At 64.1% G+C, this 24,117-nt stretch carries 24 protein-coding genes; 22 read left to right on the top strand and 2 right to left on the bottom strand.

Annotated elements, in window-relative coordinates; genetic code table 11:
• Positions 1–17: 17 nt before the first annotated feature.
• From glyS to BW39_RS03575, 5 genes are all read left to right on the top strand, one after another.
• Positions 18–2,129, top strand: coding sequence for a glycine--tRNA ligase subunit beta (gene glyS, locus BW39_RS03555; protein ID WP_043819850.1), 2,112 nt, complete (start codon positions 18–20; stop codon positions 2,127–2,129).
• 166 nt (positions 2,130–2,295) lie between these two features.
• On the top strand, positions 2,296–2,865 hold the full coding sequence (locus BW39_RS03560) for a D-glycero-alpha-D-manno-heptose-1,7-bisphosphate 7-phosphatase (RefSeq protein WP_012203220.1): 570 nt from the start codon (positions 2,296–2,298) through the stop codon (positions 2,863–2,865).
• 150 nt (positions 2,866–3,015) lie between these two features.
• Positions 3,016–3,756, top strand: coding sequence for a lysophospholipid acyltransferase family protein (locus BW39_RS03565; protein ID WP_013804242.1), 741 nt, complete (start codon positions 3,016–3,018; stop codon positions 3,754–3,756).
• 16 nt (positions 3,757–3,772) lie between these two features.
• The gene (locus BW39_RS03570) at positions 3,773–4,708 is read left to right on the top strand and encodes a M48 family metallopeptidase (RefSeq protein ID WP_043819853.1); all 936 of its coding nucleotides are present in this window, start codon (positions 3,773–3,775) and stop codon (positions 4,706–4,708) included.
• Positions 4,709–4,798: 90 nt separating this feature from the next.
• On the top strand, positions 4,799–5,239 hold the full coding sequence (locus BW39_RS03575) for a rhodanese-like domain-containing protein (protein WP_043819854.1): 441 nt from the start codon (positions 4,799–4,801) through the stop codon (positions 5,237–5,239).
• Between the two features lie 22 nt (positions 5,240–5,261).
• Here the strand turns inward: BW39_RS03575 and BW39_RS03580 are convergent, their stop codons facing one another.
• Positions 5,262–6,197, bottom strand: coding sequence for a LysR family transcriptional regulator (locus BW39_RS03580; protein WP_043819856.1), 936 nt, complete (start codon positions 6,195–6,197; stop codon positions 5,262–5,264).
• Positions 6,198–6,302: 105 nt separating this feature from the next.
• Here BW39_RS03580 and BW39_RS03585 point away from each other — a divergent pair, with 105 nt between their 5' ends.
• Together BW39_RS03585 and BW39_RS03590 are read left to right on the top strand one after the other, a co-directional pair.
• Positions 6,303–7,277, top strand: coding sequence for a Bug family tripartite tricarboxylate transporter substrate binding protein (locus BW39_RS03585; RefSeq protein ID WP_013804238.1), 975 nt, complete (start codon positions 6,303–6,305; stop codon positions 7,275–7,277).
• A 1-nt stretch (position 7,278) separates the two neighbouring features.
• Positions 7,279–8,037, top strand: coding sequence for a maleate cis-trans isomerase family protein (locus BW39_RS03590; protein ID WP_012203226.1), 759 nt, complete (start codon positions 7,279–7,281; stop codon positions 8,035–8,037).
• A gap of 169 nt (positions 8,038–8,206) precedes the next feature.
• On the opposite strand, the gene lysM is transcribed toward BW39_RS03590, so the two are convergent.
• Complete coding sequence (gene lysM / locus BW39_RS03595; protein ID WP_012203227.1) at positions 8,207–8,677, bottom strand: peptidoglycan-binding protein LysM; 471 nt, start codon at positions 8,675–8,677, stop codon at positions 8,207–8,209.
• 185 nt (positions 8,678–8,862) lie between these two features.
• Between lysM and BW39_RS03600 the strand changes: the two genes are divergently transcribed.
• From BW39_RS03600 to BW39_RS03670, 15 genes are all read left to right on the top strand, one after another.
• On the top strand, positions 8,863–9,675 hold the full coding sequence (locus BW39_RS03600) for a type III pantothenate kinase (protein WP_034390266.1): 813 nt from the start codon (positions 8,863–8,865) through the stop codon (positions 9,673–9,675).
• Between the two features lie 171 nt (positions 9,676–9,846).
• Complete coding sequence (gspE, locus tag BW39_RS03605) at positions 9,847–11,553, top strand: type II secretion system ATPase GspE (RefSeq protein ID WP_043819858.1); 1,707 nt, start codon at positions 9,847–9,849, stop codon at positions 11,551–11,553.
• Positions 11,546–12,766: a type II secretion system F family protein gene (locus BW39_RS03610; RefSeq protein ID WP_043819860.1), complete on the top strand. Its 1,221-nt coding sequence runs from the start codon at positions 11,546–11,548 to the stop codon at positions 12,764–12,766. Before gspE ends, BW39_RS03610 begins: the two co-directional genes overlap by 8 nt.
• A gap of 32 nt (positions 12,767–12,798) precedes the next feature.
• Complete coding sequence (gene gspG, locus BW39_RS03615; RefSeq protein WP_043819862.1) at positions 12,799–13,239, top strand: type II secretion system major pseudopilin GspG; 441 nt, start codon at positions 12,799–12,801, stop codon at positions 13,237–13,239.
• Between the two features lie 52 nt (positions 13,240–13,291).
• On the top strand, positions 13,292–13,738 hold the full coding sequence (locus BW39_RS03620; RefSeq protein ID WP_043819865.1) for a GspH/FimT family pseudopilin: 447 nt from the start codon (positions 13,292–13,294) through the stop codon (positions 13,736–13,738).
• A complete protein-coding gene (locus BW39_RS03625) occupies positions 13,738–14,142 on the top strand; it encodes a type II secretion system protein (protein WP_268749020.1) in 405 nt (134 codons plus the stop codon). Before BW39_RS03620 ends, BW39_RS03625 begins: the two co-directional genes overlap by 1 nt.
• Positions 14,139–14,801: a prepilin-type N-terminal cleavage/methylation domain-containing protein gene (locus tag BW39_RS03630; RefSeq protein WP_043819869.1), complete on the top strand. Its 663-nt coding sequence runs from the start codon at positions 14,139–14,141 to the stop codon at positions 14,799–14,801. The genes BW39_RS03625 and BW39_RS03630 overlap by 4 nt, the downstream gene beginning before the upstream one ends.
• 50 nt (positions 14,802–14,851) lie before the next feature.
• On the top strand, positions 14,852–15,592 hold the full coding sequence (locus BW39_RS03635) for a hypothetical protein (protein ID WP_052155269.1): 741 nt from the start codon (positions 14,852–14,854) through the stop codon (positions 15,590–15,592).
• The gene (locus tag BW39_RS03640; protein ID WP_081816119.1) at positions 15,547–16,791 is read left to right on the top strand and encodes a PilN domain-containing protein; all 1,245 of its coding nucleotides are present in this window, start codon (positions 15,547–15,549) and stop codon (positions 16,789–16,791) included. The genes BW39_RS03635 and BW39_RS03640 overlap by 46 nt, the downstream gene beginning before the upstream one ends.
• Entirely contained in the window at positions 16,788–17,363 is a 576-nt protein-coding gene (gspM, locus tag BW39_RS03645) for a type II secretion system protein GspM (protein WP_152547181.1), read from the top strand. Before BW39_RS03640 ends, gspM begins: the two co-directional genes overlap by 4 nt.
• Positions 17,360–18,040 (top strand): hypothetical protein, encoded by a 681-nt coding sequence (locus BW39_RS31620; protein ID WP_200871499.1) that lies wholly within the window; start codon positions 17,360–17,362, stop codon positions 18,038–18,040. The genes gspM and BW39_RS31620 overlap by 4 nt, the downstream gene beginning before the upstream one ends.
• A gap of 38 nt (positions 18,041–18,078) precedes the next feature.
• On the top strand, positions 18,079–20,568 hold the full coding sequence (gspD, locus tag BW39_RS03655; RefSeq protein WP_043819873.1) for a type II secretion system secretin GspD: 2,490 nt from the start codon (positions 18,079–18,081) through the stop codon (positions 20,566–20,568).
• A gap of 23 nt (positions 20,569–20,591) precedes the next feature.
• Complete coding sequence (locus tag BW39_RS03660) at positions 20,592–21,062, top strand: hypothetical protein (protein WP_235264145.1); 471 nt, start codon at positions 20,592–20,594, stop codon at positions 21,060–21,062.
• Positions 21,063–21,285: 223 nt separating this feature from the next.
• Positions 21,286–22,953, top strand: a complete 1,668-nt coding sequence (locus BW39_RS03665) for a hypothetical protein (RefSeq protein WP_052155271.1) — start codon at positions 21,286–21,288, stop codon at positions 22,951–22,953.
• A gap of 99 nt (positions 22,954–23,052) precedes the next feature.
• A complete protein-coding gene (locus BW39_RS03670; RefSeq protein ID WP_052155272.1) occupies positions 23,053–23,961 on the top strand; it encodes a peptidylprolyl isomerase in 909 nt (302 codons plus the stop codon).
• The last annotated feature ends 156 nt before the right edge of the window (positions 23,962–24,117 follow it).

Here is a 24,117-nt window from a genome sequence, read left to right on the forward strand (position 1 = left end):
CGAGAGAACACCAGACCATGAACGCATCGAATCTTCTTGTTGAACTGTTTGTCGAAGAGCTGCCCCCGAAGGCGCTGCAAAAGCTGGGCGACGCCTTTGCCGGCGTGCTGTTCGAGCAGCTCAAGGCCCAGGGCCTGCTGGCCTCCAGCGAAGCGCGCCTGACGGCCTATGCCTCGCCGCGCCGCCTGGCCGCCCATATCACCGAAGTCCTGCCCCAGGCCGAGGACAAGGCCGTATCGCAAAAGCTCATGCCCGTCTCCGTGGGCCTGGACGCCGACGGCAAGCCCACGCCCGCCCTGATCAAGAAGCTGGCCGCCCTGGGCGCCGGCGAAGAAGCCGTTGCCGGCCTGACCCGCCAGGGTGAAGGCAAGGCCGAAGCCCTGTTCCACGCCTCCACCGTGCGCGGCGTGATGCTGGCCGACGGCGTGCAAAAGGCGCTGGACGAAGCCATTGCCAAGCTGCCCATCCCCAAGGTCATGCGCTACCAGCTGGCCGACGGCTGGAGCAGCGTCCATTTCGTGCGCCCGGCCCACGGCCTGGTGGTGCTGCATGGCACCGAGGTGCTGATCGGCGTCAAGGCCCTGGGCCTGACGGCCGGCACGGCCACGCATGGCCACCGCTTCGAGGCGGCGGTCGATCCCGTGGTCATCCGCTCCGCCGATGACTACGCCGCGCAGCTGCGCGAGGAAGGCGCCGTCATCGCCAGCTTCGCCGAGCGCCGTGCCGAGATCGCGCGCCAGCTGCAGGCCGCTGCCGAGCGCGTGGGCGGCGGTGTCCGTCCCATCGAGGACGAGGCCCTGCTGGACGAAGTCACGGCCTTGGTCGAGCGCCCCAATGTGCTGGTCTGCGAGTTCGAGAAGGAATTCCTCGACGTGCCGCAGGAATGCCTGATCCTCACCATGAAGGCCAACCAGAAGTACTTCCCGCTGCTGGACGCCGCCGGCAAGCTGACTCACCAGTTCCTGGTGGTCAGCAACATCAGCCCCCAGGATGCCAGCGCCGTCATCGGCGGCAACGAACGCGTGGTGCGCCCGCGCCTGGCCGACGCCAAGTTCTTCTTCGACCAGGACCGCAAGAAGACCCTGGCCTCGCGCGTGGACGGGCTGGGCAAGGTGGTCTACCACAACAAGCTCGGCACCCAGGGCGAGCGCGTGGAGCGCGTGCGCTCCATCGCCAAGAGCATTGCCCGCCAGCTGGGCGACACGGGCCTGGCCCAGCAGGCCGACCTGGCCGCGCAACTGGCCAAGACCGACCTCGTGACCGACATGGTGGGCGAGTTCCCCGAGCTGCAGGGCACCATGGGCCGCTACTACGCGCTCAACGACGGCCTGGACGTGGCCGTGGCCGATGCCATCGAGGACCACTACAAGCCCCGCTTTGCGGGCGACGAACTGCCGCGCGGCAACGCCGGCGTGGTCGTGGCCCTGGCCGACAAGCTGGAAACCCTGGTCGGCATGTTCGGTATCGGCAACCTGCCCACGGGCGACCGCGACCCGTTCGCGCTGCGCCGCCATGCGCTGGGCGTGATCCGCATGCTGGTCGAGAAGGACCTGGCGCTGGATCTGGAAACCCTGCTGGTCAGCGTGCTGCCTGCCTTCGGCGACAAGATCGAGGACGCCACGCCCCAGCTGGCCGACTTCATCTACGACCGCCTGGCCGGCAACCTGCGCGAGCAGGGCTTCTCGGCCCAGGAAGTGGATTCCGTGCTGGCCCTGCGCCCGCAGCGCCTGTCCGACGTGCAAAAGCGCCTGGAGGCCGTGCGCGCCTTCGGCGAGCTGCCCGAGGCACCGGCCCTGGCCGCCGCCAACAAGCGCGTGGGCAACATCCTCAAGAAGGCCGACCAGGCCGTGCAGGCCCATGTCAACGCGGCCGTGCTGGCCGAGGTGGCAGAGAAGGACCTGTACGCAGCCCTGCAATCGGTGGCGCCCAAGGCGCAGCAGCAGTTTGCTGCCGGCGACTACACGGCCAGCCTGCAGACCCTGGCCGCGCTGCGCGCCCCGGTCGATGCCTTCTTCGAGCATGTGATGGTCAACGCCGAAGACCCGGCGCTCAAGGCCAACCGCCTGGGCCTGCTGGCGACTTTGCATGAAGCGATGAACCGGGTCGCCGACCTGTCTCGTCTGGCGTAAATGGAGCACCCCCTGAGGCGCTTCGCGCCTTCCCCCCGTGGCACGGCGCCTCTCTACTTGCTTCGCAAGGGAGGGGGACGACACCTTCGGTGCGGGGCGGCCCTTCCTCGGTGTCCCTCGTCTTGGGACGCGCGCAATTGAGTTCTGACATTCTTGGGACCCGACCATGAAAATTGCGATCCTGGACCGTGACGGAACCCTCAACCAGATCGGTGAGGAGGGCTTCATCGGCTCGGCCGAGGCCTGGAAGGCCCAGCGCGGGGCGCTGGAAGCCGTGGCGCGCCTGAACCGGGCGGGCTGGCATGTGGTGGTCGCCACCAACCAGCCAGGCCTGGGCCGGGGCCTGTTCGACGTGACCGAGCTCAATGCCGTGCACGCGCGCATGCACCGCGAAATGGCGGCGGCAGGCGCGCGCGTCGATGCGGTTTTCTACTGCCCCCATGCGCCGGACGAGGAATGCCATTGTCGCAAGCCCGGCACGGCGCTGTTCGAGCAGATTGCCGAGCGCTTCGGCGTTGAGGGGCACCAGCTGTGGGTCATAGGTTCCTGCGTGGCCCATCTGCAGGCTGGCGCCGCCATGGGCGCGCGCCTGCACCTGGTCTGCACGGGCGCCAGCGCCGGAGTGTCTCTGGATGGGGCGCTGCCGCCCGGACTGCCGCCCGGCACCCAGCGCCATGCCAGCCTGGCCGCGCTGGCCGATGCGCTGGTTCCGGCAGATGCCGCACCCGCTCCCTGAACGCCTGAACGCCCGAACGGCAATTTGCCCATGCGCCGCCGGCCTGCCGTCCTGCGCACAATGCTATCTTTGTGAATTCCGATTCCTGAGGGCGCAAGGCCCGGGCCTGCCGCCCGGCCGCTGCGCCGCTTTCTGCACCACACTGCCGCCATGTCCCTGATCCGCTCCACCCTCCACATGCTCTGGATGGGCATCACCGTGATCCCCTACACCCTGGCCGTGCTGCTCACGCGCTGGCTGGGTGGTGGGCCGCGTCGCGTCTATGCCGTGGCACGTGCCTGGCTCAAGCTGTCGGTGGACAGCGCCCGCGTCATCATGGGCGTGCGCCACCGCGTGCAGGGCATGGAGAACCTGCCCACCGACCCCAAGCAGGGCGTGGTGCTGCTGGTCAAGCACCAGTCCACCTACGAGACCTTCCTCATGCCGGCGATCATGCCGCGCCCGTTGGCCTATGTGTTCAAGAAGGAGCTGCTCATGGTGCCCTTCTTCGGCTGGTCCATCGGCAGCATGGACATGATCCACATCGACCGCAAGCACGGCTCGCGCGCCTTCCACAAGGTGGTCGAGCAGGGCAAGCGCCTGTTGGGTCAGGGAACCTGGGTGATCATGTTTCCCGAAGGCACGCGCATCCCGCGCGGCCAAAGGGGCGAGTACAAGACCGGCGCCACGCGTCTGGCCATCATGACCGGCGTGCCCGTCGTGCCCGTGGCCGTCACCTCGGCCAAGTGCTGGCCGCGCAAGGCCTTCATCAAGACGCCGGGCGTGGTGGATGTCTCCATCGGCAAGCCCATTCCTTCCGTGGGCCGCAAGCACGAGGAGCTGATGGTGGAAGTCGAAAACTGGATTGAGGCCGAAATGCAGCGCCTCGACCCCGAGGCCTACCGCGCCTGAGGCGCCGGAGAGCGGCATGGCGGACCCGGCACAGCGCAGTTGGGATTGGCTGCTGCCACCTGCCGTGCAAACGCAGGACGGCGGGCTGAAGCCGCGCCGTGACAGGGCCGCTCCCCCCGTTCAGCCTTCGTCCGCGCCTCTTCTTCCTTCTCCTCCATCTCTCCCATCTCCATCCGCCATCCCCGAGCCCAGTCCCCGCATCCACCCGGAGGCCAACCAGCAGGCGGTCCTCCAGGGGCAGGTGCTGCATTACCGGCTGCAGCGCTCGCGCCGGCGCACCATAGGCTTCACCATCGGCGCGCAGGGGCTGGTGGTCAGCGCACCTGCCTGGGTCAACATGGCTGCCATCGCGCAGGCGCTGGAGGCGAAATCGGGCTGGATACTGCGCAAGCTGCATGAGGCCGGCCAGCGCCAGCAAGCCCAGCAGGCGGCACGCATCCGCTGGGAGCACGGCGCAGAGATCGGCTATCTGGGCCGCCCCTTGCAGCTGTGCCTGACCGGCGGCGAAACCCAGCCGCTGCGCACGCGCCAGGTACACCGTGAACAGGCGGCCGACGGCAGCCAGTCCCTGCACCTGCCGCTGGCGCCCGGGGCATCGGCCGCCGAGGTGCGCGCCTGCGTGCAGGCCTGGATGCTGCGCGAGGCGCGCTCCTGGTTCACGGCCAGCCTGCAGCGCCACGCGCCGCTCCTGGGCGTGCAGTGGACCAGCCTGAGACTGACCAGCGCAAGCACGCGCTGGGGCAGTGCCAACTCGGCTGGCGCCATACGGCTGAACTGGCGGCTCATGCAGCACTCGCCCGAGGTCATCGACTACGTGGTCGTGCACGAGCTGTCCCACCTGCGGTACATGGACCACAGCCCGCGCTTCTGGGCCACGGTGGCCAGCGTGATGCCGGGCTGGGAGGCGCAGCGCCAGGTGCTGCGTGACAGGCTGCTGCCTCCCTGGGAATAGGCGATTCGGGCACCGGCGAGCCGGCGCCAGTCGGGCTGGACGGTTATTCTTGCCGGGCACACAACCGCGTCCTATCAAGAAAGCCAATCCATGTCCGCAAGCGCTCCCGTTCCCGCAGCCATTCCCCTGACCGTCCAGCCCGCACAGGGCTATGCCGGCGACATTCCTCCCGAACTCGCCTGGCAATGGCAGCAATCCGGCGAAGCCGTGCTCGTCGATGTGCGCACCGATGCCGAGCGCGACTGGGTGGGCCGCGTACCGGGTGCCGTGGCAGTGGCCTGGAAGCAGTGGCCGTCCATGGCGATGAACCCCGATTTCGACAGCCAGCTGCGCGCCGCCGTGCCTGAAGGCGGCAAGGTGGTCCTGCTGTGCCGCAGCGGAGTGCGCTCGGTGGCCGCTGCCCAGCGCGCGGCGCAACTGGGCATCGAGGCCTACAACATCCTCGAAGGCTTCGAGGGCGATGTGGACGCCAACGGCCAGCGCGGCCATGTCGGCGGCTGGCGCCTGCGCGGCCTGCCCTGGCGCCAGTAAGCCGGCGCCGACCTGGCGTCGTTCAGAGCGGCGGCTCCGCGAATCCCAACGCCGCCGCCCGGGCAGCCACCATGTCCACCAGGGCCTGGGCCGGTCCTGACAGCGTGGCCTGCGAGCGCATGGCCAGCAGCAGCCGGCGCCGGGTGTTGAGCGCCCCCAGCGGGCGCAGCCGCAGTGCCCGCGCTGCCAGGTGCGGCGCGGTGGCGGCGCGCGGCAGGATGGCGAGCCCCAGACCCACCGAGACCATGTGGCACATGGCATCAAAGCTGCGCACCTGGATGCGGATCCGCACAGGCCGGTTGATGGATTCGGCCTCGGCCGCAATGCGCCGCATCAGCGAGGTGGAGCGGGCCAGGCTCACGAAGTCGTGGTCCAGCACGGTGGCCAGGGGCACGGGGGAGTCGTCGTCCGTGTCCAGCGCATGGCCGCGCGGCATGACCAGCACCAGCTCGTCCACATCGCAGACCTGGGTGCTCAGTCCTTCCAGGGGCGTGTTCTCCCCGATGATGGCCAGCTCGGCTACGCCGCTGAGCACGGCGCGCACGGACTCCTCGCTCAGCGCGTCTTCCAGGTCCACCGACACACCCGGGTGGGCCGCCATGAAGTCGGCCAGCAGCCGGGGCAGAAAGCCTGCGAACGCCGAGTTGTTGGCCCACAGGCGCAACTGGCCCGTGGCGCCGCTGCGAAAGTCGTCCATGGCCAGGGCCAGATGTTCCAGCCGGGCCACCACGTCCACGGCATGGTGGTACATGCTCTGACCGGCGGGCGTGGGCGTGACGCCGCGCTTGCTGCGCACCAGCAGGGTCACGCCGCAGTGCTGTTCCAGCTCGGCTACGCGTTTGCTGGCGGCCGCCAATGACAGCCCCAGCGTGCGCGAGCCGGCCGTCAGGCTGCCGGCATCGACCACGGCCACATACAGGCGCAGCGTCAGCAGATCGAATCGGTGCAGGTTGATCATTCCCATCCTCCACCGCAGACGAAGGATGGATCAACGAGATACGGCTGTTCGGCCGTGCGCAGGCCCGCAAGAATGCGCCGGTACAAAGAGAACATGGAGACAAGCATGAATCGACGCATTGTGCTGCAGGCCGCCGGCCTGGCAGCGGCCGCCCTGCTGGGCGCAGGAACCGTCCAGGCCCAGGCCTTTCCAACCAAGTCCATCACCCTCGTGGTCCCCAATCCGCCCGGCGGCGTGGTGGACACGGCTGCACGCCTGGCGTCCGACCCGCTGTCGCGCCTGCTGGGGCAGTCGGTGGTGGTGGACAACCGGGGCGGCGCCAGCGGCAACATCGCCTACCAGATGGTGGCCCGGTCGCCCAAGGACGGATACACGCTGCTGGCCTCGTATTCGGCCTACCACGTGGGCAATCCGGCACTGTTCCCCAAGCTGCCCTGGGCGCAGTCCGAGCTGGCGCCCGTGGGGCTGATCGTGGCCGCCACCAATGTGATCGCCGTTCATCCTTCGGTGCCGGCGAACAATCTGCAGGAGTTCATTGCCTATCTGCGCAAGAACCCGGGCAAGGTCAATTACGCGTCGCAGGGCAATGGCTCGCTGTCCCATGTGGGCACGGCCGTGTTCGCCCAGGTGACCCAGACCCAGATCACGCATGTGCCCTACAAGGGGTCCGGCCCTGCCATCCAGGACGTGCTGGGCGGCCAGGTGCAGATGTTCATCACCACGCCGCCTTCAGTGCTGGGCCATGTGCAGACGGGCAAGCTCAGGGCCCTGGCCGTGACCAGCAAGACGCGCCATCCCATGCTGCCCGATGTGCCCACCACGGCCGAAGCGGGCCTGCCGGGCTTCGAACTGGAAGCCTGGGTCGGCCTGTTCGCACCTGCGGGCACGCCGCCCGAGGCCATCGCCAGGCTGTCGGACGCGCTCAAGACCTCCCTGGAGTCGCCCGACGTGCAAAAGCGCGCGGCCCTGCAGGGCGTGGAGCCGCGATTCCTCGGCCCGCAGGCGCTGGGCGCCCTGGTCCAGCGGGAGACGGACCACTGGGGCAAGGTCATCAAGGCCAACCACATCACGATGGATTGACATGACAGCCAAAACCCATTTCCGCATCGGGCAGATCGTGCCCAGCTCCAACACCACGATGGAGACCGAGATCCCCGCCATCCTGCGCGCCCGCGAGGCGCTGGCGCCCGAGCGTTTCACCTTCCACTCCAGCCGCATGCGCATGAAGCATGTGACCAAGGAGGAACTGGCCGCCATGGACGGCGACAGCGACCGCTGCGCGCTGGAACTGTCGGATGCGCGTGTCGATGTGCTCGGCTATGCCTGCCTGGTGGCCATCATGAGCATGGGGCGCGGCTACCACCGTGTCTCGGAAGCGCGCCTGCACCAGCGCACCGTGGACAACGGCGGCCCCGCGCCCGTGGTCACCAGCGCCGGTGCCCTGGTCGATGGCCTGCACGCCATCGGCGCGAAGAAGGTGGCGCTGCTGGCGCCCTACATGAAGCCGCTGACGCAGCTGGTCATCGACTACATAGAGAACGAGGGCATCGAAGTGGTGGACAGCATCTCGCTGGAGATTGCCGACAACCTGCAGGTGGGTGCGCAGGATGCGCGCGCACCCATCGAGATCACGCGGCGCCTGAACACGGCCAATGCCGATGCGGTCATCGCCTCGGCCTGCGTGCAGATGCCCTCGCTGGCCTCGGTGCAGCCCATCGAGGACCGCGTGGGCCTGCCGGTACTGTCTTCCTCGGTGGCCACGACGTTCATGATGCTCAAGCGCCTGGGCTTGCCTACAGCCGTTCCGGGATTCGGTGCGCTGTTGAGCGGTAAATACTGAATCTTTCCTTGAGAAAGGCCGCTATTGCGGCCTTTCTCGGAGCGGGGTAGGTCTAATTCGCGGCATCCAGAACTGGCATGAGCCAGGTCAGAGACACCGAGCAAGGGCCGCCCCGCCGCGAGGGTGTCGTCCCCCTCAGGGGGAAGCGGCGACGCCGCTCAGGGGGGGCTTAGATTGCCGGAATGCGCAGCTTCTGGCCGGGGTAGATCTTGTCTGGGTGGCTCAGCATGGGCTTGTTGGCCTCGAAGATCACGGGGTACTTGTTGGCATCGCCATAGAACTTCTTGGCGATGGCCGACAGCGTGTCGCCGCGCACCACGTCGTGGTACTGGGCTTCGGGCTCGGGGTTGGTCACCGTCATCTGGTTGTCCACCGACTGCACGCTGGAGACGTTGCCGCAGCACAGCGTCACCTTTTCCTTGACCGCCTGGGTGGGGGCCGTGCCCAGCACCGTGACCTTGCCCTGCGAGCCATCGAACTGCACCTTCACGTCGCTGACGCCCAGGTTCTGCGTGCCGATATAGGTCTCGATGGCCTTGGCAGCCTTGGCATTCAGGTCTTGCGCAGGCTCGGCTGCCTGTGCGGCGCTGCCGCCGAACAGCTTTTCGCCGGCTTCCTTGATGAAACTGAAAAGTCCCATGGGTGACTCCTGTTGGTGGGTGGAAAAACGGAAAGGCCAATGTAACGCCTAACAGTGGCAGCGCGCGCTGCCGGGCAGGAGCGCTCCCGGATTTTTGACATTTGCGCCATTCTTGCGTTCACGTCCTCACTCAGTTGTCGTCCATGGCTGACGCTATCCTCCGGAAAACTCCGATAATCGCGCCCATGACTTTTTTGGCCATAGACATCGGCAACACCCGCTTGAAATGGGCGATGTACGACGCGCATCGGCCTGGCGCCGCTTTGCTGGCGCACGGCGCGGAGTTCCTGGAGCACATCGAGCACCTGGCCGAAGGGCCGTGGAGCGACCTGCCCACGCCTACGCGCATGCTGGGCTGCGTGGTGGCCGGCGACACGGCGCGCCGGCGCGTGCACGACCAGATCGACATGATGCTGGGATGGGATTTCGAGCCGCAGTGGGCCGTGCCCGGCGCGGCCGAGGCCGGAGTCACCAATGGCTACGACTTCCCCTCGCGCCTGGGGGCGGACCGCTGGGTGGCCATGATCGGCGCGCGCCAGCACATCCTGCAGCGCGGGCCAGAGCGGCCCCTGATCGTGGTCATGATCGGCACCGCCGTCACCGTAGATGCGCTGGACCAGCACGGCCACTTCATGGGCGGTCTGATCCTGCCGGGGCACGGCATCATGCTGCGCGCCCTGGAAAGCGGCACGGCCGGCCTGCACGTGCCCACGGGTGCAGTCACGCCATTCCCCACCAACACCAGCGACGCGCTGACCAGTGGCGGCACCTACGCCATCGCCGGGGCCGTGGAGCGCATGTACCAGCATCTGTACATGCACTGCAGCATGGAGCCTGCCTGCGTCATGGCCGGCGGTGCAGGCTGGAAGATGGTGCCCAGCATGACGCGGCCCTTCGAGCTGGTGGACAACCTCATCTTCGAAGGCCTGCTGGTCATGGCGCAGCGCCGCTGGGGCGATGCCAGCGGCCTGCCTGCCGACGCGGTCAAAGCGGCCTGAAGCCACTTCGATCGTGCGGCGCAGCATCGCGCCGTTATATCCGTTGCGTAACAGTTGATGACAGCGCTGGTGCCGGGTGCAGGGGCGGCCGTGGACCTCGCATCCGAAGCCTTTCGCGGGGGATGCGGCGACAGTGGATAATCCGCGGCAATGTCTTCCACCAATCACGTCATGGAACCGATTGCCGGTGTCGAAGCCCCGATCAAGGGGCGGCTGGGCGAACGCCTGCTTTCCGCCGGCAAGCTGAACGAGCGCGATCTGCAAAACGCCCTGCAGGCGCAGCAGGAGCTGGGCGGCTACCTGGGCCAGGTGCTGGTCCAGCTGGGCGTGGTGGCGGAAGCCGACGTGGCCCAGGCGCTGTCCGAGCAGCTGCACATGCGCTGGCTGCGCGCGGAAGAGTTTCCTGACCTGCTGCCCGATGTGCCGGGCCTGCTGGCCAGCTTTCTGGATGCGCAGTGCGTTTGCCCCATTTCGCTGCAGGACGGCGTGCTCGAAGTGGCCATGTCCGTGCCGCAGGATCCCTTCATCACCAAGGCGCTGCGCCTGGCCACGGGTCTGCAGATCAAGCCCGTGCTGGCGCTGGAAGCCGACATCCGCAAGGCCCTGTCCGAAGCCGGCCAGGAACCCGAAGGCGAAGAAGGCCAGGACTGGGAGTCGGACGCCACGGGTGGCGACTTCGTCGAGCACCTGAAGGACCTGGCCAGCGAGGCGCCGGTCATCCGCCTGGTCACGGGCATCATTTCCCGCGCCATCGAGCTGCACGCCTCCGACATCCACCTTGAGCCCTTCGAAGCCGGCCTGCAGGTGCGCTACCGCATGGACGGCGTGATCCATGCGGCCGAACTCGTGCCGCCCCGGCTGAGCGCAGCCGTGGGCTCGCGCGTCAAGCTGCTGGCCCATCTGGACATTGCCGAGCGGCGCCTGCCGCAGGACGGCCGCATCAAGACCCGCGCCAAGGGCCGCGAACTGGACCTGCGTGTCTCCACCGCGCCCACGGTGCATGGCGAGAGCATCGTCATGCGGGTGCTGGACCGCGCCAACGTGCGCCTGCGCCTGGAAAGCATGGGCTTCGAGGTCGATACGCTGGAGCGCTTCAACACCTTGCTGGCCAAGCCGCACGGCATCGTGCTGGTCACTGGGCCCACGGGCTCGGGCAAGACCACCACGCTGTACGCGGCCCTGTCCAAGATCGACGCGGTTTCCAACAAGATCATCACCGTCGAGGACCCGGTCGAATACCAGCTCGACGGCATCAACCAGATCCAGGTCCATCCGCAGATCGACCTCACCTTTGCCAACGCCCTGCGCTCCATCCTGCGCCAGGACCCGGACATCATCATGATCGGCGAAATGCGTGACGGAGAAACCGCGCAGATCGCCGTGCAGTCCGCGCTGACAGGCCACCTGGTGCTGTCCACGCTGCACACCAACACGGCCGCAGGCGCCGTCACCCGCATGCGCGACATGGGGGTGGAGAGCTACCTGATCACGTCCTCGGTCAACGGCGTGCTGGCCCAGCGCCTGGTGCGCACGCTGTGCTCGCATTGCAAGCAGCCCGACACGCTGCCGGCCGCCGCCGTCGAGGGCAGCGGCCTCAAGCGTTTTTTGCGCGAGGGCTCGCCCATCTACCGCGCCGTCGGCTGCGAGCATTGCCGGGGCACGGGCTACAAGGGCCGTACCGGCATCCATGAACTCATGGTCATCGACGAGCCGCTGCGCCGCGCCATCATCGAAGGCCAGGACGCCAACGCCCTGCATGCCATGGCGGCCAAGAGCGGCATGCTGAGCCTCTACGACGACGGCCTGCGCAAGGTGGCCTCGGGCGCCACCACGCTGGACGAAGTGCTGCGCGTGACCCAGGACCAGAGCGATGCCTGATTACAGCTGGGAGGCCTTCGACAGCAGGGGGCAAATGGTCAAGGGTACCCATGCCGCGGCCACCGTAGCCGAGGTGGTCGTCCATCTGCGCAAGAGCCGCCTGTCCCCCGTGAAAGTCGAGGAGGCTGCGGGGCTGGCCAAGCAGCCGGTGGGGAGTGTCCATCGCCTCAAAAAGGGGCGCATCAAATCCGATGACATCGAGGCAATGACCACGGAGCTGGCCATCATGATGCGTGCGGGTCTGTCGCTGGACAACGCACTCAAAGTGCTTGTGGAGATGAGTCACAAAATCGAGGTGCAGGGCATGCTGCAGTCAGTGCTTGAGAGCGTCAAGGCCGGGATGCCACTGAGCCAGGCATTGCACAAGCACCACGATTTGTTTGGCGATTTCTACATCAATATGATTCGCTCTGGTGAGGCCAGCGGACAAATGTCGGCGGTGCTCAATCGCTTGGTCGAGCACATCGGGCGCCAGAGAGCGCTGCGTGACAGTGTGGTCTCGGCCACGATCTACCCGGCCATTTTGCTGGCGGTGGCCGTGCTCTCGCTGGTGGCCATGTTGGGCTTCGTGGTTCCTCAGTTCGAACAACTCTTCAACGACATGGGTGATGCTCTTCCGCTGCCGACACAGTTTGTGATGGGGCTCGGCAGGACGTTCCGCAGCTATGGTTGGGTCGTGCTGATCGTTGCTGTTGTCGTTGGATGGGCCTTGCGTCGCTGGATGCGCAGTCCGCACGGGCGCCAGACCTGGCAATCGTGGCTGCTGGGCCTGCCGGGCCTGGGTGGCGTGGTGCGCAAGTACCAGCTCACCCTGTTCAGCCGCTCGCTGGGCACGCTGCTGGGCAATGGCGTCACGCTGCTGACCGCACTGCGCATTGCCAGCGACACGGTCTCCAACGTCGCCATCCGCGAGCGCCTGGAAAAAATGGGTCCCATGGTCAAGGAAGGCCATCGCATGGCCCATGCCGCCCAGAAAACCGGAGAATTCGAGCCCCTGGCCCTGAATCTGGTGCGGGTCGGCGAAGAAACCGGCCGCCTGGGCGACATGATGCTGGAGCTGTCCAACATATTGAACCGCGAGGTCGAAAACGCGATCAAACGCCTCCTGACCATGCTGGAGCCGGCGCTGATCCTGGTCCTCGGTATCCTTATCGCCTCCATCATCGTGTCGATCCTGCTCGGAATCCTGTCCGTCAACGATCTGGCCGTCTGATGAATCTGAATTGACTGAAAGGTATGTAGAAGATGATGCGCATGCAAAAGCAACTGTCCTCCCGCGCCCGCAAGCGTGGCTTCACGCTGATCGAACTGCTGGTCGTGCTGGCCATCCTGACCCTGCTGGCAGGCTTGGTCGGCCCCAAGGTGCTGAACCAGTTGGGTGGAGCAAAGACCAAGACGGCCGGCGTGCAGATCGCCGACATCGAAAAGGCGCTGGAGCTGTACAAGCTCGACGTGGGCCGCTATCCCACCTCGCAGCAGGGCCTGGACGCGCTGGTCAAGCAGCCTGCCGGCGTTGCCGGCTGGGCGGGCCCCTACCTCAAGGGCGGCGTGCCCAATGATCCCTGGAACAATCCTTACCGCTACACCTACCCGGCTGCCAATGGCGACCTCGAAATCCTCTCGCTGGGTTCCGACGGCACACCCGGTGGCGACGGCGAGGCCTCCGATATCCGCAACACCAAGTAAGTTGCTGGTCTGACGCCGTAGTGCAACGCTGCCTCCGTGCCGGGAATATGTCTTGAAGCGCGCCCATGGTTTCACGCTGATCGAGTTGCTGGTGGTCTTCGGCATCCTTGCCGCGATCATCGGCATCGTGCCGCCTGCCATGGGCAAGCTGCGGGATGCGGTCGCCTACCGCCAGACCGTGCAGGACGTCACGGCCCTGCTGCGCAAGGCACGGCAGCAGGCGACGCTGCAGGGCATGCCCGTGGCGTTTGCCGTCAATACCAATAGCCGCCAGTACGGCATTGCCGGGCAGGCGACTGCCAAATTGCCGGACACCTTGACAGTGCAATTGACCACCGCAGCCGGAATGGCGCTGCCCGACGGCAGCCAGACCATCGTCTTTCTGCCTGAAGGCGGCGCCACGGGCGGCAGCATTTCGCTCGCCCGCGCGCAAAGCGGCGGCGGTGTGCGTCTGCGCGTGGACTGGCTGTCCGGCCAGGTCACCAAAGAGGCTCTGTAGTGCGTCGGCGCGCTGGTTCCCGCCCCAGGGTGCGGGGCATGACCCTGCTGGAGTTGCTGGTGGCGCTGACCATCATGGCAATCTCGGTTGCCATGATTTATCGCGCTGTAGGTGGATCGGCGCGTGGCGTTGCCAAGCTCGATCAGGCCCAGGGGGCAGCCTTGTTGGCGGACTCTTTGATGGATGCCTTTCCCATGGTCGATGCGGCAGGGGTGCAGGCCTCCGGGCAGGATGGGCTCTATGCATGGCAAGTCCTATCGGCGCCCTTTCCTGTTAGTGATCTGCCCGAGAGGGCTGTGCCGTTGCATGCCTTGCGCATCACCATTACGGCAGAGGGGCGCAGCTGGCTCTATGAAACGCTGCGCCCTCAACGGCCTGTGCAGCCCGGTGAGGTAACGCGATGACGGGGCGCCAAGAAGGCTTCACTCTGGTCGAGCTTCTAGTGGCCATGGTGCTCCTGTCCATGCTGACGCTGGGTTTGGCCTCTGTGATGTCCACCGTATCGCAGACGCAGGAGCGTATCGATGCACGGCTTGATCGCATGGACCATCTGCGCGTGTCCGTTGGTTTTCTGCGCTCGGTCATGGGTCAGGCCTCGGGTGTAAGGCGGATGGCAGGCATTCGCAAGCAGGGGGAAAGCGAGCTGTTCTTCCAGGGCGGGCCCCAGGGGATGCGCTGGCTGGGCATCATGCCTGCACGCTTCGGCGCGGGCGGGCGTACCCATTTTCAACTGTCTGTCGAAGGCGATGCGCTGGTGCTGCGCTTCGCACCATGGCAGGGCCAGGATGTCGAGCCTGACTGGGGCCAAAGCCAGTCTTATGTGCTCGATCGTGGCGTCACTGCTTTTGCCTTGCGTTACCAGAACGCCCGGGTGGGTGTGGCACATTGGCAGCCGCAATGGGGCCCCGAGAAGGACAACGACAAGGAACTGCCATCTGCCGTACAGATCGAGGTGCAGACGGATCGCGGGCCATGGCCCTTGACAATTATTGCCATGCGTATTCCGGCGGGTTCGAATCCCGAAAGCTCCGGCGGTGCCGTGCTGGGCGGAGGTTCGTTCTAGTGAGATACGTTGGCTCCAAAGCTGTTTGGCCTTCACGCAGAGGGCGTGGCATGGCGCTGGTTCTGGTGCTTTGGATCGTGGCGGCGTTGGCAATTTTTGCCAATAGTCTAGGTGGTGTAGTGCGGCGTGAGGCTGCGGTGGCAGGAGTTGCGCGCCAAATGGCGGAAGGACGGGCCATAGGGGAGGCCGCTATTTATCAGCTATTGCAACGCATGGTGCTCAAACCTCTGGATTTTCGTGAGTACACGGTCGTGCCCGTATCGCTGGGGGACAGGATAATAGAGGTTTCCATCACTCCCTGGAGCGGGTTGGTCAACATCAATGATGCTCAGCCAGCCCTTCTATCTCTGCTGCTTTCCCGCGCGGCAGGTCTTGATGGTGGCGCTGCGGATGCTTTGGCTCAGGCCATCGTCCAGGCGCGACTGGTGTCGGGTGGGACACGGCCGTTGCGCCCGGCCTGGGACGCTCCGGAAGACCTGCTGCAGGTGCCCGGCATGACCTACGGAATCCTGGCGAGCATCCGCGACTTCATCGTCGCAGATTCCGATGGGCGAGGCGGTATCAATCCTGCGGCGGCGCCTGAGCCATTGCGACTATGGCTTGGAGAGGGTGGCATGGCCTCGCAACAAGGTATAGGAAGCCCCCGGTTTTCATTCATTGCCAAGGTGCCCTTCGAAGGAGCGGGGGATGCCTTGGTCGTGCGTCAGGTGGATCTGGAAGGCGGAGGCCGGCCGGGGCGCCTGCCATGGATCATTCTCTCGGCATCCCAGGCCTGGAGGGGGCGCATGTAGCGTCCCATTTGCCAAGAAAGGAAGAATTTCAACATGGCACAAAGTTTGATGAGGTGGCGGGACGTATGTCATTGCTGACTTCCGACGCAAAGCTGTTCGGCCTTGATCTGGGTTTTCTGGGTGGCCAGGTGCGCGATGCTTTGCGGCATCTGGAGCAGCTGCCGTTGCTTCGCCGCACCTTGCCGGCCAGCCCGATCCAGATTTTGAGTGCCGACGCGGGTCCTGGCGCTGTTGCCTGGGTCCGTTCAGATCGCCTGTATTGGGATGGGAGCACGCAGGCAGGTGAGCAGAGGGAGCTTGCGTATGCGGCCGTTCTTCTGTCTGCCGACAATGCGCTGTTGCGCACCTTGCACCTCCCATCCATGTCGCCCAAGGCACTTCAGGGGGCAGTGTTGCTTGATGTGCAGATGATGTCGCCGTTTGGGGAAGACCGTACGTTGTGGGCTTATGCTGTGCGCCCCGGCGCTGACTCGTCCGCTACACAGCAGGTGGATGTCGTGATCACTTCGCGTGATTTGGTGGCGGAGGACTTGCGCGAGCAGCAGGCGCGATTGTCCCAAGGGGTAGAGCCTGAAGTCTGGATTAGTACCGGTGCCGCATCGATCATGCTGCCTGGCTTTGGCGAGAAGCGCAGGTTGGCGAGCGAAGCAAGGCAGCGGCGTTGGCTGGGAGCAGGCCTATTCAGTGCGGCGGTACTGGCGCTTGGGCTGGCCGTCACGCCGACGATGCAACTGAGGTTGCGAGCCCTAGACGCCGTCAACCAGCTCGGCAAGCTGACCAAGTCCACGTCAGAGGTAGTAGCCAAGCGGCAGGGATTGGTGGCGGAGGCGGAAAGCGTTTCAGAACTGTTGGCACGCCAGCAGCAGCAGGTCGATCATGTGCGGGTGATGGCTGCACTGACCAGGGTGCTGCCCGACGACACTGCAGTGCAGCGGGTGCAGATCAAAGGCACGAAATTGAGCGTACAGGGCCTGAGCGACAATACCTCCGAGGTGGTCGGATTGCTGTCGCGCGAGCCCGGCTTCCGTGAGGTGCGCCTGCCCAGCGCCGTGACGCGTGCCTCGCGCTCCAGCAAGGAGAGCTTCACGCTGGAAGCTGTGATCGATCCGGCGATCCTTGGTTTGAATGTCTTGCCGGAAGAGCCCAAAGCAGCGCCGGATGAGCCCGACGGGCAGAACGCTCCGAAGGAAGGCGCATGACAAAAATGAAATCTAGGCTGGCCTGGCGGCAAGGAGCAATCCTGGCCCTGTTGGCTGGATTGCTGCTGCTTCCGCTGGTTCTGGTGGGCCTGTGGGTGTACGCAAAACACCAATGGGCCGAAGAGCAACTGGCTACTCTGGAGCCACGCTATGCCCGGCTGCTGGGCATGCAGCAGCAGGAGGCTGAGATCCAGCAGGCGTTGGAGCGCGTTGCTGATGTCAAGGCCAATCACATATATCCCGGAGAAAATGACACCACCCAGACCGGCAATGCCATACAGCAGAGGCTGCGTACGGCAATGGATCGCGCGGGCTTGTCCATCGTGAGCAGTCAGGTCCGCCCCAATCCGGAAGAGGGTCCCTACGAGCGTATTGACGTCATCATGTCCACCGAAGGTGAGTGGCCCGCCATTCAATTGGCGCTCATGTCTTTGCGTGACATCTCGCCTACCGTCTGGCTGGACGACGTCGAGTTCAATCTGCAGGCAGGCCTGCAGAACGCCAACCCCAAGGCGGCTCCCCGGCTGAGTGCGCAATTCACTTTCAGCATTCTCCGGAGCAAGACATCGTGAAGCAGATCAACTGGCTGGGCTGGGCCACGACATCCGCCCAGGTACTGCTCGGAGGTGCCTTGGCTTGGGCCTGGTTCACCCCGCAACTGCAGATCAAGGACAGCGAATGGCAACCGCCCGAGCCTGTCAAAGTGGATATCCAGGCGCTGCTTCCCAAGCAGGTCGAGGCCTTGCCGCCCGAGGCGCGCAAGGAAGAGCAATTGCTGCTCCAGATGCAGGAGAGGCCTCTGTTTGCGCTCAGCCGCAGGCCCCCACCACCGCCGCCGCCGCCGCCACCGCCCAAGAAACAAGAGCCCCCGCCGGAGCCGGATCAATGGGCTATGGCCAAGGTCTCAGGGCTCTTTGATGGCACCGTCACCGGGGCAATCGTGCAGTACGACGGCAAGGAGCAGCGCTTGATGGTGGGGCAAAGCTTGGGCGGATGGAAGCTGCTGCGCGTGCAAGGTCGAGAGATTGAGCTTGAGCGCAATGGTGTGCAGCGCAAATTGTCGCTTACCAGGGCTGCGCTTGAGAAAGGCCCTCCTGTGCCCGCAGGAGGTGGTCGTGGTGGAAGGCTGCCCAATTACCAGGGGCCTTCTGCAGGGCAACCTCCGTCGCCTGACGCCCGAGAGGCTGCGCAGGCGGCACCTCCTCCACCCGAAGAGGGCGCGTCCCTGGGTGGTGGAATCGTGCGTTGAAGAGGCGCCAGGAACCCAACAATCAGTTAAGAAAAGCTATGCAACTGCCTAATCGTCCTATCCGAACCGTATTGGCACTGGCCGTGTGCCAGTTGCTGCTGGCCTGTGCGCAGCCCAAGAACAATTTTGTCAATCATTTCCGCAGCGATCTGGCCCAGGGGGACTATGTGTTTCTCCCTGAGGAGGAGCAGGGCAGTAAAAAGCCGGATGCCTCGGTGCAGTCGCCCCAGCCACGGATTCTTGAGGGAACAGGAAAACTGCTGGGCGAGGCCAAGACCCTGCCCCCTGTGACGGGTTCTCCTGTGAAGCTCAATTTCGAGGACGCCCCGCTGGCGCAGGTGGTTCGCACAGTGATGGGCGATATTCTTTCGCTCGACTATGTGCTTCATCCGCCCATCTCGGGCACGATCACTCTCAGCACACGCAACAACATTCCAGCCGATCAGGCGCTCAACTTGCTTGAGACGGCGCTGCAGGCCAATGGCATGGCAATGGTGCGCGATGCACGCGGCACCTACCATGTGGGTCGGGTGGATGCGCTCAAGAGCATAGGCGCGACTGTTCGACAGGCATCGCCCACCACGCCGCTGGCGCCGGGCTATGGCGTCATCATCGTGCCGCTGCAATATATAGGCGCCAATGAAATGGCTGCCATTCTGCGGCCCATGGTGCCAGGTGATGCCATCTTGCGTGTGGACAACATCCGCAACCTGCTTGTCATGTCAGGTTCACGGGCACAGGCCGAGGGGTGGCTGGACATGGTGCGTACATTTGACGTGAACCTTCTCGAAGGCATGTCCGTGGGCGTATTTCCTCTCAAGTATGTGTCCATCCAGGAAGTCAGCCTTGCGCTGCAAGTCATGAACGGCGGAGGAGCGGGGGCATCGGCGCCCGCAGCGCCTGGCGTTTCGGCAGGAGCCGCCCGGCCGGGCGCCGCTGCGGCAGCAGCTGGCGCAGGTGCTGCGACGGCGTTGACCGAAGGCAACCCGATGTTCGGCGCCTTGCGCATCATCCCCATTGAGCGGCTCAACAGCGTGATCGTGATCACTCCGCGTGCCGCCTATCTCGACGAAGCGCGGCGCTGGCTGACCAAGCTTGACCAGCCCGGCTCGGGCGGATCGCAGCCGCAATTGAACATCTACCGTGTTCAGAACGGCAATGCCAAGCACCTTGCCGGCGTTTTGGCAGGAATCTTCGGCGGCGCCTCCTCTGGCAGCACGGCGAACAGTGGAGTTGCCCCCGGGCTGGGAACGTCCACATCGGGAGCCTCGGGCTTTGGCAGCAGCGGCTTCGGTAACAACAGCTTTGGCAGTGGCAGCAGTTTCGGCAATACCGGTTTTGGCAGCAGCGGCAGCTTCGGCAACAGCGGTTTTGGCAGCAGCGGCAGCTTCGGCAATAGTGGCTTCGGCTCGAATTCGGGTCAGCGGTTCGGGTCCGGCATGACATCCGGGTTCGGCAACCAGACGGGCGTCGGCCAAGGTACAGGCTCGGTCACTGCCACGTTGGGCAGCGTCCGGGTCATGGCGGATGAGCTCAACAACTCCGTTCTTGTCTGGGGCACGCCCGCAGAGTACGAGCGCATTGAAGCGTCACTCAAGAAGCTGGATCTGCCGCCCACTCAGGTGTTGATCGAGGCCAGCATTGTAGAAGTGACCCTCAATGACACATTGCGCTACGGATTGCAGTGGGCCTTTAGCGGCGATGTGGGCAATAAAGGCTATAGCGGGAATGGTGGGGTGTTGGGTCAAGGTGGGGACGGCCGCCCGCCCGGTGCTGCAGCCTTGGACGCTGCCACAGGAGGATTGGCCGATTTGAGCCTTGGGCAGGGCTTTAACTACACGCTCAAAAACTCCCTGGGCAATATCAAAGCCGTGCTGACTGCTCTGGCGGGCAAGACCCAAGTGAAGGTGGTCGCTAGTCCCACTTTGATGGTGCTGGATAACCATCCGGCGGCTATCGCCGTCGGTACGCAGCAGCCCTACAAATCCGGCACCACCGTGACTGGTACTTCGGGGACCACCATCGACAATTTTTCCTACAAGGACACAGGGGTAAATTTGCAGGTTGTCCCTTCTGTCAATGCCGGAAATCTTGTCACTATGACAGTCAATCAATCCGTGACAGATGTGGGAGCCAGGGATGAAGTGACTCAACAACGTGCGTTCTTGCAGCGGCAGATATCGAGCCGTGTGGCTGTGCGGTCTGGGGAGTCCATCGTCATGGGTGGCCTGATTCAGGAGAATTCGAGTGAGGGCCGTTCGGGGATACCTTATTTGTATGATTTGCCCGTGGTCGGCAACCTGTTTGGTTCCACCAACAACTCGGGTGCACGAACCGAACTGATCGTCATCATCACCCCTCGTGTGGTGCGAACGGACATCGACGTGCGTGAGGTCAGCGATGATCTGCGTGAGCAGATGCGTGCCTTGGCACCCATTCTGAAATCGCCGTCTTCGTCGTCCGTGACTTCTGGTGGCTCTTCAAAGGCCTCGGTGGAGGTTGGGCCGCTCACGCCGGCTTTGCGATGAAGAATTCGGAACATTCGAGGGGCATGAACCTCCAACCCTCTTTTTTGGAGAGAAAAAACCTTATGAAAAACTCGACATTTACTTCTTTGGTTGAGCGCCGCTCGCGCTGGCTGATGTGTGGTGTGGGATTGGTCTGTGCTGCAGTCCTGGGTGGATGTGCCACGACCTCGGGCCAGGGACCGGAAGGCGCCGTGACCAAGCGTTCGTCGGAATATCTGAAGGCCCGCCAGGCCGGAGATGTGGACAAGGCCTACGGGTATCTGCCTCCGTCATACCGTGCCGTCAAGGACAAAGACCGATTCCGCCTTGAGAACGGCGCTGCCACGACGCTCCAGGGAGGGGAGCTGTTGTCTGCCACGTGCGAGCCAACACGCTGCGTGGTAAGGCGCAACTTCACGGCTCTGGTGCCGATGATGAGCAATGCCCAGGTCCCAATGAGCGTCACTGAGACCTGGGTGAGCGAAGATGGGCAGTGGTGGCTGTTCCTGCCTTGAGCCCCGCCTGCAGGGCTTTCCTTGTGCACAAAAGTAAATATCAGGGATAATTCGCCGTCCCTGTATACCGGCGCAAAGTCAGGCAAGTGTTGTTTTTTTCGCAAAACTGCTCTTGAGCGCCTCTAAAAAGCCACAGAGGGGCTGAACTGGCTGTGCTACGATTCCTCGGCGATCAATCGTGGTGGTTGCAACTACCTTATCTTTTTTACTGGAGATAGTTCTTATGAAGAAAAATGTTCTGGCCCTGAGCATTGCTGCCATGGTTGGTGGCCTGGGCTTCGCAGGCGCGGCTTCGGCTGGTGTGATCGTCGGTACCGGCGCTGCTCCTTCCGCTACTGTGCTGGGTGCTTCCAACGCTACGGACTTCGTGGTGTCCGAAGGCGGCACGGGCCACAACCTGGTGGTGCCTTACTTCAACGCGCAAAACGGCAACATGACCGTTCTGCACCTGGTGAACACCGACACCCAGAACGGCAAGGCCGTCAAGGTGCGTTTCCGCGGCGCCGCCAACTCTGACGACCTGATGGACTTCCAAGTCTTCCTGTCGCCCCAAGACGTGTGGACCGCTGCCGTCACGCAAGGTGCCGATGGCATCCTGCAACTGACCAGCTCCGACAACACCTGCACGCTGCCTGCCCTGACCGGCAAGACAGCCAACGGCATCGGCACTTTCAAGGCCAGCACCAACCGTCTGAACCCCAAGCTGTCGACCGAAGGCAAGGCTGCCGGTACGCGTGAAGGCTATGTTGAAATCTTCAACATGGCTGACATCCCGAACGCCAATGTCCGCGGCACTGAATCGGCTCTGTACAAGACCATCAAGCACAACAGCTCTGGCGTGGCAGCTTGCGACAGCACGGTTCTGAACCCCGCTGTGCTCAACACTGACTACACGACGGAACTTGCAGCAGCTGGTGCTGGTCTGGCTACGCCCACGACCGGTCTGATGGGCGACTGGTACATCATGAATGTGCCCCAGACCACGACGTTCTCGGGCGCTGCAACTGCTCTGACAGCTGTTAACGCTGCTCGCGCTGCCGCACGTGGCAACTTCGTGCTGTTCCCGCAAAAGGCGGCATCTGCTGCTGGCTCGGCAGTGGTGAACAACGTTACGGCCGACCCGCTGTTCCGTACGGGTGCTACTGTTGGTACTACCAAGAGCAGCACTGGTGTGATCTCCGGCACCACGATCACCACTGCGGTGATCACTGCTGGCCTGTACGACCTGCCTGACATGTCGACGCCTTACCTGGCTCCCGCAACTGTTGAAACCGCTCCTCTGGTTCAGGCTGCCTCGCTGTCCAACGCTCTGGCAACCCGTAGCGTGATGAATCAGTACGCCAACGACGCCAGCGTCTCCGGCAAGACTGACTGGGTGTTCTCCATGCCCACACGCCGTTACAGCGTTGCGCTGGATTACAAGGGTTCGGACACCACGGTGCCCGCAGTCTCCGTGTTCTCGGCAGGCATCCTGGGTGATGGCTCTACTACTGCCTTCTTCCACAGCAGCAACACCGAAGTGACGGCAGCCCGTGCTGACGCCAAGATCTGCGTGAACGCTGCTGGTCAAGCCTTCTATGGCCGTGAAGAGCAAGCCATCGAATCCGGCGCCATCCTGTCGCCTGGTGAAGTCGCTCAAGCTCGCTTCTGCGGCGAAACCAGCGTTCTGAGCTTCGCTGATAGCGGTGTCTCGGTTCTGGGTGCTACCGTTGCTCGTCAAGACACTGGCGCTTCCGCTTTCAACCGCGGCTGGGCTAATGTCGACGTGACCAACGGCGGCGTTGGCCTGCCCGTGATCGGTTCCGCTTTCCTGAAGCTGACCAACCCCGGTGCTGGTGCTAACTTCTCCGGCACCTACGGCATCACCTGGCCCCACCGCTACGTGAAGTAAATTGTTTGCCTAGGCAAGCAACTTACACGCTAAGTAGCACTCAAAAAAGCGGGACGCAAGTCCCGCTTTTTTTATTTGTATCGAGAGAACATACCAACCATGCAAGTGACCAAGTCTGTTTTTCCTTTCCTGCCACGAGCTTCGATAGCTGTCGCACTGTTTGCGGGTGGCCTGTTGAACTCCTCGGTTTGGGCCGATGATGGCAAGGCCCTGATGGATGGGAGTGTCAGGATTACCGCAGCTGACGTGACTGCGGATGCCCAGCGCGTTCCTGAGCCGCTGCGCAGCCAGTTGCTCGCCGATCCCAAGAAGGTTGAGCAGGTTGTCTCCAACCTCTATGTGCGTCGTGCGCTGGCGGATCAGGCGCAAACGCAAGGTCTGCAGAAGCAGGGCGATGTTGCAGCTGCATTGCAGCTGGCGCGGGACAAGGTTCTGTCGGATGCGTGGCTGCAGCAGATGCAGGTCAAGCACAAGCTGCCTGACCAGTTGGCAGAGGCGCAGGCTCGCAATGTCTACAACGCGAACCCCGCGCGCTTTGAGCACTTGGATCAGGTTCATGTGCGCCACATTCTGATTGCTGGCGCTGAGCCAGAGTCAAAAGCCAAGGCAGATGAGCTGCTGGCCCAGCTCAAGAAAGGTGCTGACTTTGCCGAACTGGCCAAGGAGAATTCTGCGGACAAGGGCAGCGGAGCCAAGGGTGGAGATCTGGGTTTTTTCGAGCCTGGGCGCATGGTTCCCGAATTCGACAAAGTGGCCTTTGCACTCAAGACCTCTGGTGAGCTCAGCGAGCCGGTCAAGACCCAGTTTGGTTACCATATTCTTCGTCTTGAGGAGCGCCGTCCTGCCGGTGTGAAGCCCTATTCCGAGGTTAGGGAGCAGCTGCTGACCGAAGTGCGCAACAAGGCCGTGCAGGATGCAATCGATGCAGAAGTCGAGAAGCTGCAAGGTAAGGGCAAGATTGATGCCGAGGCAATCCGCGCCTTCAGCGCGGGTTTAGGCAAGCGCTGAGCGCCACAGGGGCCGCGTGGCACTGTCTTGCGGCTGCAAAAACTGACAATCTTTGCGCAAGCTGCCCATGCGGCAGTGACACATTGCGTGTGTAATGCGCGAAAATCGCAGGTTTGGCATGAATGAAGTGCTGCGCTACCGTTTCTGGGGCGCGGC

Origin of the sequence: Delftia sp. RIT313 (assembly GCF_000632165.1) — a bacterium.
Classification (GTDB): Bacteria; Pseudomonadota; Gammaproteobacteria; order Burkholderiales; family Burkholderiaceae_C; genus Comamonas; species Comamonas acidovorans.